This is a genomic window from Mesorhizobium sp. M7A.F.Ca.US.005.03.2.1, assembly GCF_003997795.1.
GTDB classification, from domain to species: Bacteria; Pseudomonadota; Alphaproteobacteria; order Rhizobiales; family Rhizobiaceae; genus Mesorhizobium; species Mesorhizobium ciceri.
The window spans coordinates 1-8,197 of record NZ_RZRP01000208.1; the positions used below are offsets into that span (position 1 = coordinate 1).

Consider the following 8,197-nt stretch of genomic DNA (forward strand, 5'->3'; position numbering starts at 1 on the left):
ATATGGATGTAGCCGAGGCCGACCTGCTTCAGCGTGTCGAGCTTGTCGCGCACGCCGGGCACCGCGGCGAAGAAATCGACGCCTTCCTCGACCGTCATGTCGAGCACGTCGGCGATCGACTTGCCCTTGAACAGGACATCGAGCGTCTCTCTGTTATAGCGCTTGCCGTGACAGACGTCGCAGGTGACGTAGACGTCGGGCAGGAAGTGCATCTCGATCTTGATGACGCCGTCGCCCTGGCAGGCCTCGCAGCGGCCGCCCTTGACGTTGAACGAGAAGCGTCCCGGCTGATAGCCGCGCGCCTTGGCCTCCGGCAGGCCAGCGAACCAGTCGCGGATCGGCGTGAAGGCGCCGGTATAGGTGGCCGGGTTTGAACGCGGTGTGCGGCCGATCGGCGACTGGTCGATGTCGATGACCTTGTCGAGGAATTCGAGGCCCTCGATGCGGTCGTGGTCGGCCGGATGTTCGCGCGAGCCCATGATGCGTCTCGAGGCGGCCTTGAACAGCGTCTCGATCAGGAAGGTCGACTTGCCGCCGCCGGACACGCCAGTGACGGCGGTGAAGGTGCCGAGCGGGATTTCGGCGGTGACGTTCTTCAGATTGTTGCCGCGCGCGCCGACGATCTTGATGCGGCGGTTCTTCTTCGCTTCACGCCGCACGCCGGGCGTCGCCACTTCGAGCGCGCCCGACAGATATTTGCCAGTGATCGAATTGGGATTGGCCATGACCTGCTGCGGCGTGCCCTGGGCGATGATCTCGCCGCCATGGATGCCGGCGGCCGGGCCCATGTCGACGACATAGTCGGCATGCAGGATGGCGTCCTCGTCATGCTCGACGACGATCACCGTGTTGCCGATGTCGCGCAGGTGCTTCAGCGTATCGAGCAGGCGCGCATTGTCGCGCTGGTGCAGGCCGATCGACGGCTCGTCCAGCACATAGAGCACGCCGGTCAGGCCGGAGCCGATCTGCGATGCCAGCCGGATGCGCTGGCTCTCGCCGCCCGACAGCGTGCCGGAATTGCGCGACAGCGTCAGATAGTCGAGCCCGACATCGTTGAGGAAGCGCAGCCGTTCACGGATTTCCTTGAGCACACGCACCGCGATTTCGTTCTGCTTGTCGTTGAGCGACGCGGGCAGGTCGGTGAACCACTGGTCGGCCTTGCGGATGGAAAGCTCGGTGACTTCGCCGATGTGCCTGCCGGCGATCTTCACCGCCAGCGACTCGGGCTTCAGCCGATAGCCCTTGCAGACCGGGCAGGGTGTGGCCGACATGAAGCGCTCGATCTCCTCGCGCATCCAGGCGGATTCGGTCTCTTTCCAGCGCCGCTCGAGATTGGGGATGACGCCTTCGAAAGTTTTCGTCGTCTTGTAGGAGCGCAGGCCGTCATCATACTGGAAGGTGATCTCGCGCTCGCCGGTGCCGCGCAGGACGGCTTCCTTGGCCTCTTCAGACAAATCCTTGAACTTGTCGCCGAGCTTGAAGCCATAGGCCTTGCCCAATGCCTCCAGCGTCTGCGCGTAATAGGGCGAGGTCGACTTCGCCCACGGGCTGACGGCGCCGTCGCGCAGCGAGATGTTTTCATCCGGCACGATCAGATTGCCGTCGATGGCGCGCTGGCTGCCGAGACCGTCGCAGGTCGGGCAGGCGCCGAACGGGTTGTTGAACGAGAACAGCCGCGGTTCGATTTCCGGAATGGTGAAGCCGGAGACCGGGCAAGCGAACTTTTCCGAGAACAGGATGCGCTCATGCGTCTCGTTCTTCGACTTGTTGACCGAATCCTCGCCGGTCTGGCTGGAATCGAGCGGCTTGTCGGCGAATTCGGCGACCGCCAGCCCATCGGCCAGCTTCAGCGCCGTTTCGATGGAATCGGCAAGCCGCGTCGCGAGGTCGCCGCGCACGACGATGCGGTCGACGACGACATCGAGGTCATGCTTGTACTTCTTGTCCAGCGCCGGCACGTCGGCGATCTCATAGAAGACGCCGTCGACCTTGACGCGCTGAAAGCCCTTCTTCTGCAGTTCCAGCAATTCCTTGCGGTACTCGCCTTTGCGGCCGCGCACCATCGGCGCCAGGATGAACAGGCGCGTGCCTTCCTCGATCGCCAGCACGCGGTCGACCATCTGCGAAACCGTCTGGCTCTCGATCGGCAGGCCGGTGGCCGGCGAATAGGGGATGCCGACGCGCGCAAAAAGCAGGCGCATATAGTCGTAGATCTCGGTGACGGTGCCGACCGTCGAACGCGGGTTCTTCGATGTGGTCTTCTGCTCGATGGAAATGGCAGGCGACAGGCCGTCGATCTGGTCGACGTCAGGCTTCTGCATCATTTCGAGGAATTGCCGCGCGTAGGCCGACAGGCTTTCGACGTAGCGCCGCTGGCCCTCGGCATAGATCGTGTCGAAGGCAAGCGATGACTTGCCGGACCCCGACAGGCCGGTCATGACAATCAGGCTGTCACGCGGCAGGTCGAGATCGACATTCTTCAGATTGTGTTCGCGCGCCCCGCGAATGGAAAGATATTTATGGTCGGCCATAGCCGGTCGCCGCCTCAGAATCTGGAATTTCCTGGAATGGCGGGTTTTCCCGGCCATCCCCTATGTAGGTAGTTTTTCCGCCACGTCGAGAGACGCCACAATTCCCGACAAAAGCGTTTAAGCGTCTTTCGCGTGAACGGGCAAGCGGAAAGAACAAAGGCCGAACACGCTCCTGACAAAGCTGTGCAAAAACTGACTTGTACGTAACCTCCCGGCGATCACGTTTTTCGGTAACCGGCTATTGATGGTTGACGCGGGCAACCCAGGAGCGCAGTCTCCGGAAGTCAACGAAGCCGGCCGTCTTTCGATGGCCTCGCCGCCCAAAGGCGGCCTGCGAGACGCCGCAGGCATTTGCGATTTGTGCTTCGAATTGACAACAATCGCAACGGACAGAGGAGCGGAGCTATGACGCCACCGGATCGTCCCCTAGGGTTCCAGTTGTCACTGGAGCCGCGGCAGGCATAAGTGCCAGGGTTTAGCGTCTGCGCCACCCGGCAAACCGTGACCTGCCATATCTCCTAAAAATCAGAGACTGCTAGTCGGATCGTCGGCCGAACGCCGCGGTGCATCCGAAATCAAACGCCGGCAGTACACTCCCGGCAAAGTTGGATTTGAGATCCAGAAGGCCCCGTCCGTTTGCCCAAGGCACGGCGGGGCCGTTTTATGTGGGGAACGCTCATTTCCGCGCGCACTCAGTGACGCGGCGGCCCGATCGAGCCGGCGCCGACATCGACGGTGATGCTGCCGGAAATCCTGACATCCGTATCGCCGATCTTGAATGTGCCGTTCTCGCCGGCCGGCAGCGCATCGTCCGGCTCGGGAGCCGGCTTGGCGATGCGGTAGTCGCCGGTCACGCCGGGCAGGGCGCTTTTTTGCGTCGACGGCGAACTGTCCTCTGCAAGAGCCGCGCCACTCACGAGACTGGCAAAAGCGAGCACCACGACGGCGATGACGGGGCGCAGTGGTCTGGAAGGATGAGTGTCGGTCATCCCAGGACTATAGTGGCGCGCCGCCCATGGAACCAGACCGGCATCGTCAAATCTTCGGCAGCCGGCCGGACTCCGCTCCGGCCCTGGCTTACGCCGCCTTTTTGCGCGTGTCGAAAACATGGTCGACGATGCCCCATGCCTGCGCCTCGCGGGCGGTCATGAAGTGGTCGCGGTCCAGCGTGCGCTCGACCTCTTCATAGGTACGGCCGCAATGCTGCGCGTAGAGCTCGGCCATGTGCCGTTTCGTCCTGCCGATGCGCTCGGCATGGCGCTGGATGTCGGAGGCCTGGCCCTGAAACCCGCCCAGCGGCTGATGCAGCAGGATGGTGGCGTTCGGCAGGGAAATCCGGCGCCCCGGTGTGCCTGCCATCAGCAGGAACGAGCCCATCGAAGCGGCAAAGCCCATGCATACGGTCGACACCGGACAGCTGATATATTGCATCGTGTCGTAGATGGCGAAACCACTGGTCACCACGCCGCCCGGCGAGTTGATGTAGAGCGAGATCTCCTTGTCCGGATTGTCCGATTCCAGCGACAAAAGCTGCGCGCAGACCAGCGCCGAGATGTCGTCGTTGATCTCGCCGTTGATGAAGATGATGCGCTCGCGCAGCAGCCGCGAAAAGATGTCGAAGGCGCGTTCGCCGCGGCTCGATTGCTCGATGACCATCGGCACCAGACTGGCAACACCGCTCATTTTTCTTCTCCGATTTTCTATTATGCCGCGCGCAGAAGGCGCGGTGCGTTCGCGGCGATGGGCTTTCCAATTGCGCGCAAACCGAGCGAAAGACGGCAGCCGGCGCCTGCCATGGCGATGGCAGGCATGGCCTTGCGGGCAAAGCCGTCATGGACGACACGCAGATGCGTGCCGCCGGAAACGGTTCGGGCAAGTGTGAAGGTGACGGTACTGTCGAGCGGATCCTGCCTGGCTGCGTCGCCCGGCTGCTCCCGCCAGGAATAGCGCAGCAGCTTCTCGGGTTCGGCGTCGAGGATTTCGCATTCGATCGGCGTGTCCGGCCGGGCGAAGGCGAAACGGTTGCCGATCTCGAGGCTGATGTCGTTCGGCATCATCCAGGCGGCCAGCAATTCCGGTACGGTCAGGGCCCGCCAGACCTTTTCCGGCGGCTCGGCAAGGTCGTACTCGAACTCGAGCGCATCCGCGGCGTCGATTTGGCCCTCGTTGGTCGTTGATCCCGCCTTCTTCATTGATCCATGTCCTTCAAAACCGCCTTCAGCCTTTCGATGCGTTCCGGCCAGAAAGTCCGGTAGCGTTCGATCCAGGAGAGCAAGGGAGCGAGCCCCTGCGGATCGGCGCGGTAATAGGCGTTGCGGCCGGCTCGCCGCTCGACCACCAGGCCGGCGCCACGCAGCACCGCCAGATGCTGCGACACCGCGGGCTGCGACACCGTCATACCGGTGCGCAATTCCGACACGCTCATCTCGCCTGCGGCCAGCCGCTCAAAGACGGCGCGGCGCGTCGGGTCGGCCAGTGCGCGAAAAATCTCTGCTTCGATCATGTCGAAAGCATAAGTGAATACTTATTGATTTGGCAAGCACTGTTTTACGAGATTGTCGGAAGCCAGCGTCTCACCATTCCGGCAGGCCCATCGAACGTCGCCTCGAAAATCGGCGACGCAAGGACGGCGTGGATGTGAAGCGTTCCAGTGCCGGCGTTCTTGAACCCGTGTTTCCTGTTCGCGGGGACAACGAGAGACTGGCCCGATGTCACGACTGTATGCTCATCGTCGATCCACATCTCAGCCCTACCGGCGATAACGGTCAGCACTTCCTCCACGGGATGCCAATGCGTTGGGGCGCCGACCGTGGGCTCGACCCATTGCTCGAATATGCAAAGTTGCGATGCACCATTGCTGGCCGACACATGCATGCGTGTTTCCACACCTGCTCGCCATTGCTCGCGCTGCTGGTCCTCATGTGCGACAGACTTCATTTGATCGCCCCCGGTCAGATCCGATTTCATGGAAATTTCCGGCCGGGACACTACATCTTGCTGACAAACATTGACAGAACGTCATCTGCACCATAGAACGAACAGGGAACAAAAACCTTGTGGGTAAAGGCAGCCACGGCAAGCGGCTGACGCCTGCAGCCTGTAAGGTGCTGCGACAAAAAAATTTGTTTCGGATGAGCGCGGAGAAATATCATGGCGGGTAGCGTCAACAAGGTCATTTTGGTCGGCAACCTCGGCGCGGATCCCGAAATCCGTCGCCTCAACTCGGGCGAGCCGGTCGTCAACATTCGCATTGCGACGTCGGAAAGCTGGCGTGACAAGAATTCCGGCGAGCGCAAGGAAAAGACCGAATGGCACAACGTCGTCATCTTCAATGAGGGCATCGCCAAGGTGGCGGAGCAGTATTTGAAGAAGGGCATGAAGGTCTATGTCGAGGGCCAGCTGCAGACGCGCAAATGGCAGGACCAGACCGGCGCCGACAAGTACACGACGGAAGTCGTGCTGCAGAAATTCCGCGGTGAGCTGCAGATGCTCGACGCGCGCGGGCAGGGTGAAGGCGGCCAGGTTGGCGGCTATGCCGGTGGCGGCAGCAGCCGTGGTTCCGATTTCGGCCAGTCCAGCCCGAGCGAAGGCTTCAATCGCAGTGGCGGCGGTGCCAAGAGCGGCGGCGGTGGCGGTTCGTCGCGCGAACTGGACGACGAAATCCCGTTCTGATCGCAACTGCAGATGTTGTTTTTGGCTTAAGTCAAACATTGCGCCCGAGAGTCCCTCATGGACTTTCGGGGTTTTGCATTGTCGAACTGAACGCCGACATGGCGATCAACGAAATATGGCGAAGGACGAGTTCGATGAAAGCACGCGTAAAATGGGTCGAGGAACGCACTTTCGTCGGCGAGTCCGGTAGCGGCCACAAACTGGTGCTGGGAACCGCGCCCGGACCGGAAGGCAGGACGCCGGGACCGAGCCCGATGGAGCTGGTGCTGATCGGCACCGGCGGCTGTTCGGCCTATGATGTCGTGCACATCCTCGAAAAGGGGCGCGAGGCGGTCGAGGACTGCGTGGTCGAGCTCGAGGCCAACCGGGCGGAAACCGAACCCAGAGTGTTCACCCGCATTCATATGCATTTCGTCGTCAAGGGCAGGCAACTCTCCAGCGACAAGGTGAAACGCGCGATCGACCTTTCGATCGAAAAATATTGCTCGGCCTCCGCGATGCTTGCCAAGACCGCCACGATTACCCACGATTTCGAGGTCGTCGACACGACGGCGAGATAGAGCCGGCTTCGATTCTCGCCGCGTCAGCCTGTCAGCCCGCTATCAGCGCCTTGATGCCGTCGGCGACGAATTGCACGGCCAGTGCTGCCAGGATGACGCCGAGCAGGCGGGTCAGGATCGAGCGGCCGGTCTGGCCGAGGATGCGGTCTATGCGTTCCGACAGCACGAACACCAGATAGGTGATGGCAAGGCAGACGAAGATGATGCCGACCAGCGCCGCCTGCGCCGCGAAGCCTTGAAAGGAACCTGAGAGCAGCACAGTTGCCGAAATGGCGCCGGGACCCGCGATCAGCGGGATTGCCAGCGGGAAGGCGGCGATGTTGTGGATCATGTCCTTGGTGATGGCGACGTCGCCGATCTTCTCCTTGCGGTCCTGCCGGCGCTCGAACACCATTTCGAAGGCGATGAAGAACAGCAGGAAGCCGCCGGCGACGCGGAAGGCCGGCAGCGTGATGCCGAACACCGACAGGATCGAGGCGCCTGCAACCGCAAACAGCGCCATCACCAGGAAACCGATGATCGACGCGCGGACGGAAACCTGCTGGCGCTCCTCGCGGTTCATGCCGCGCGTCACGGCGAGGAACAGCGGCGCCAGGCCGGGCGGATCGATGGTCACGAGAATGGTGACGAACGCGTTGAACAGGCTGTCGAAACTCGGCATCTCTGACCCTCCCGCCGGGCCGTGCCCGTACCAGGATAATTGGTAGAGCAAAGCCCGTTCGGTGGGAACTGTTCGTGAGAAAGTGGTTGATGCCGGCGGGACAGCGGAGGGCGCAAAGGGTCGCGACGCTTTTATTCCGGGCTGCTGCATTCTTCGGCGATCAAACCGCTCGGCGCGCCAGGAACTCGACCTCCAGCCGCCATGTCGCGCCATTGTCGTGCGAGCGCTCGCCCAGCCATCGGAAGGCGTTTTCGGTGATGCGTGAAAAGCCCCAGCGTACTGAGCTGCCGGTGCCGTCGGTGCCCACTTGCACGATCGTGTCGCCCTCGGCGCGGCCGAGCTGGCGGCTGAAATACTGGTTGCGCGGGTCGCTCCAGAAGATGTGCCAGGCATCCGCGCCGGGATCATAGACGCGCAGCGTCGTGCCATAGAAAGTCCATTTGCCGAGCGAAGGCTGGGAACCAGTGTCCCGCGCGGGCAGGATCCAGACGTCCTGGATCGCCCGGCCTTCCAGCACCCAGCCGAAATGCACCTCGCCGCGCCCTGTCAGCACCGTTCCGTCCTCGAGGTGGCGCGAGGCCTCGAAAGTCCAGGCGCCGACGAAGCGGCCGTAAAGGCTCAGTTTTTCGGCAAGGCCTTCGATCGGTCCGGCGCTATGCAGAGCATCGGCAAACGAAGATTGATCGAACATGGTTGTGGCCTCTTCTTGTCAGGAGATTGGGAGGGAATAGGCGGTTACGGGGTTCTGGGCTTGGGGAAAATTGCTATATTTC

The 8,197-nt window shown here is 62.0% G+C and carries 10 protein-coding genes; 2 read left to right on the top strand and 8 right to left on the bottom strand.

What is annotated here, in order from left to right:
• From uvrA to EN991_RS14010, 6 genes are all read right to left on the bottom strand, one after another.
• On the bottom strand, positions 1 to 2,531 hold a 2,531-nt coding region (gene uvrA, locus EN991_RS13985), incomplete at its 3' end, for an excinuclease ABC subunit UvrA (RefSeq protein ID WP_127368976.1).
• Positions 2,532 to 3,223: 692 nt separating this feature from the next.
• Entirely contained in the window at positions 3,224 to 3,520 is a 297-nt protein-coding gene (locus tag EN991_RS13990; RefSeq protein ID WP_063172078.1) for a hypothetical protein, read from the bottom strand.
• 88 nt (positions 3,521 to 3,608) lie between these two features.
• On the bottom strand, positions 3,609 to 4,214 hold the full coding sequence (locus tag EN991_RS13995) for an ATP-dependent Clp protease proteolytic subunit (protein WP_063167934.1): 606 nt from the start codon (positions 4,212 to 4,214) through the stop codon (positions 3,609 to 3,611).
• Positions 4,215 to 4,234: 20 nt separating this feature from the next.
• Positions 4,235 to 4,723 (bottom strand): SRPBCC domain-containing protein, encoded by a 489-nt coding sequence (locus tag EN991_RS14000; protein ID WP_127367158.1) that lies wholly within the window; start codon positions 4,721 to 4,723, stop codon positions 4,235 to 4,237.
• Positions 4,720 to 5,034, bottom strand: coding sequence for a metalloregulator ArsR/SmtB family transcription factor (locus EN991_RS14005; protein ID WP_013531836.1), 315 nt, complete (start codon positions 5,032 to 5,034; stop codon positions 4,720 to 4,722). Before EN991_RS14005 ends, EN991_RS14000 begins: the two co-directional genes overlap by 4 nt.
• Before the next feature lie 44 nt (positions 5,035 to 5,078).
• Positions 5,079 to 5,498, bottom strand: coding sequence for a cupin domain-containing protein (locus tag EN991_RS14010; RefSeq protein WP_013531835.1), 420 nt, complete (start codon positions 5,496 to 5,498; stop codon positions 5,079 to 5,081).
• Between the two features lie 183 nt (positions 5,499 to 5,681).
• Between EN991_RS14010 and EN991_RS14015 the strand changes: the two genes are divergently transcribed.
• Both EN991_RS14015 and EN991_RS14020 read left to right on the top strand, forming a co-directional pair.
• Positions 5,682 to 6,203, top strand: coding sequence for a single-stranded DNA-binding protein (locus tag EN991_RS14015; RefSeq protein ID WP_063167936.1), 522 nt, complete (start codon positions 5,682 to 5,684; stop codon positions 6,201 to 6,203).
• A gap of 134 nt (positions 6,204 to 6,337) precedes the next feature.
• Entirely contained in the window at positions 6,338 to 6,763 is a 426-nt protein-coding gene (locus EN991_RS14020) for an OsmC family protein (RefSeq protein ID WP_127368977.1), read from the top strand.
• Between the two features lie 31 nt (positions 6,764 to 6,794).
• Here the strand turns inward: EN991_RS14020 and EN991_RS14025 are convergent, their stop codons facing one another.
• Both EN991_RS14025 and EN991_RS14030 read right to left on the bottom strand, forming a co-directional pair.
• The gene (locus EN991_RS14025) at positions 6,795 to 7,424 is read right to left on the bottom strand and encodes a MarC family protein (RefSeq protein ID WP_013531832.1); all 630 of its coding nucleotides are present in this window, start codon (positions 7,422 to 7,424) and stop codon (positions 6,795 to 6,797) included.
• Between the two features lie 160 nt (positions 7,425 to 7,584).
• Entirely contained in the window at positions 7,585 to 8,115 is a 531-nt protein-coding gene (locus EN991_RS14030) for a hypothetical protein (protein ID WP_127368978.1), read from the bottom strand.
• Between the last annotated feature and the right edge of the window lie 82 nt (positions 8,116 to 8,197).

Coding starts and splice junctions, on each gene's coding strand:
- EN991_RS13990 (WP_063172078.1), bottom strand. CDS start 3,520: ATGACCGACACTCATCCTTCCAGACCACTGCGCCCCGTCATCGCCGTC.
- EN991_RS13995 (WP_063167934.1), bottom strand. CDS start 4,214: ATGAGCGGTGTTGCCAGTCTGGTGCCGATGGTCATCGAGCAATCGAGC.
- EN991_RS14000 (WP_127367158.1), bottom strand. CDS start 4,723: ATGAAGAAGGCGGGATCAACGACCAACGAGGGCCAAATCGACGCCGCG.
- EN991_RS14005 (WP_013531836.1), bottom strand. CDS start 5,034: ATGATCGAAGCAGAGATTTTTCGCGCACTGGCCGACCCGACGCGCCGC.
- EN991_RS14010 (WP_013531835.1), bottom strand. CDS start 5,498: ATGAAATCGGATCTGACCGGGGGCGATCAAATGAAGTCTGTCGCACAT.
- EN991_RS14015 (WP_063167936.1), top strand. CDS start 5,682: ATGGCGGGTAGCGTCAACAAGGTCATTTTGGTCGGCAACCTCGGCGCG.
- EN991_RS14020 (WP_127368977.1), top strand. CDS start 6,338: ATGAAAGCACGCGTAAAATGGGTCGAGGAACGCACTTTCGTCGGCGAG.
- EN991_RS14025 (WP_013531832.1), bottom strand. CDS start 7,424: ATGCCGAGTTTCGACAGCCTGTTCAACGCGTTCGTCACCATTCTCGTG.
- EN991_RS14030 (WP_127368978.1), bottom strand. CDS start 8,115: ATGTTCGATCAATCTTCGTTTGCCGATGCTCTGCATAGCGCCGGACCG.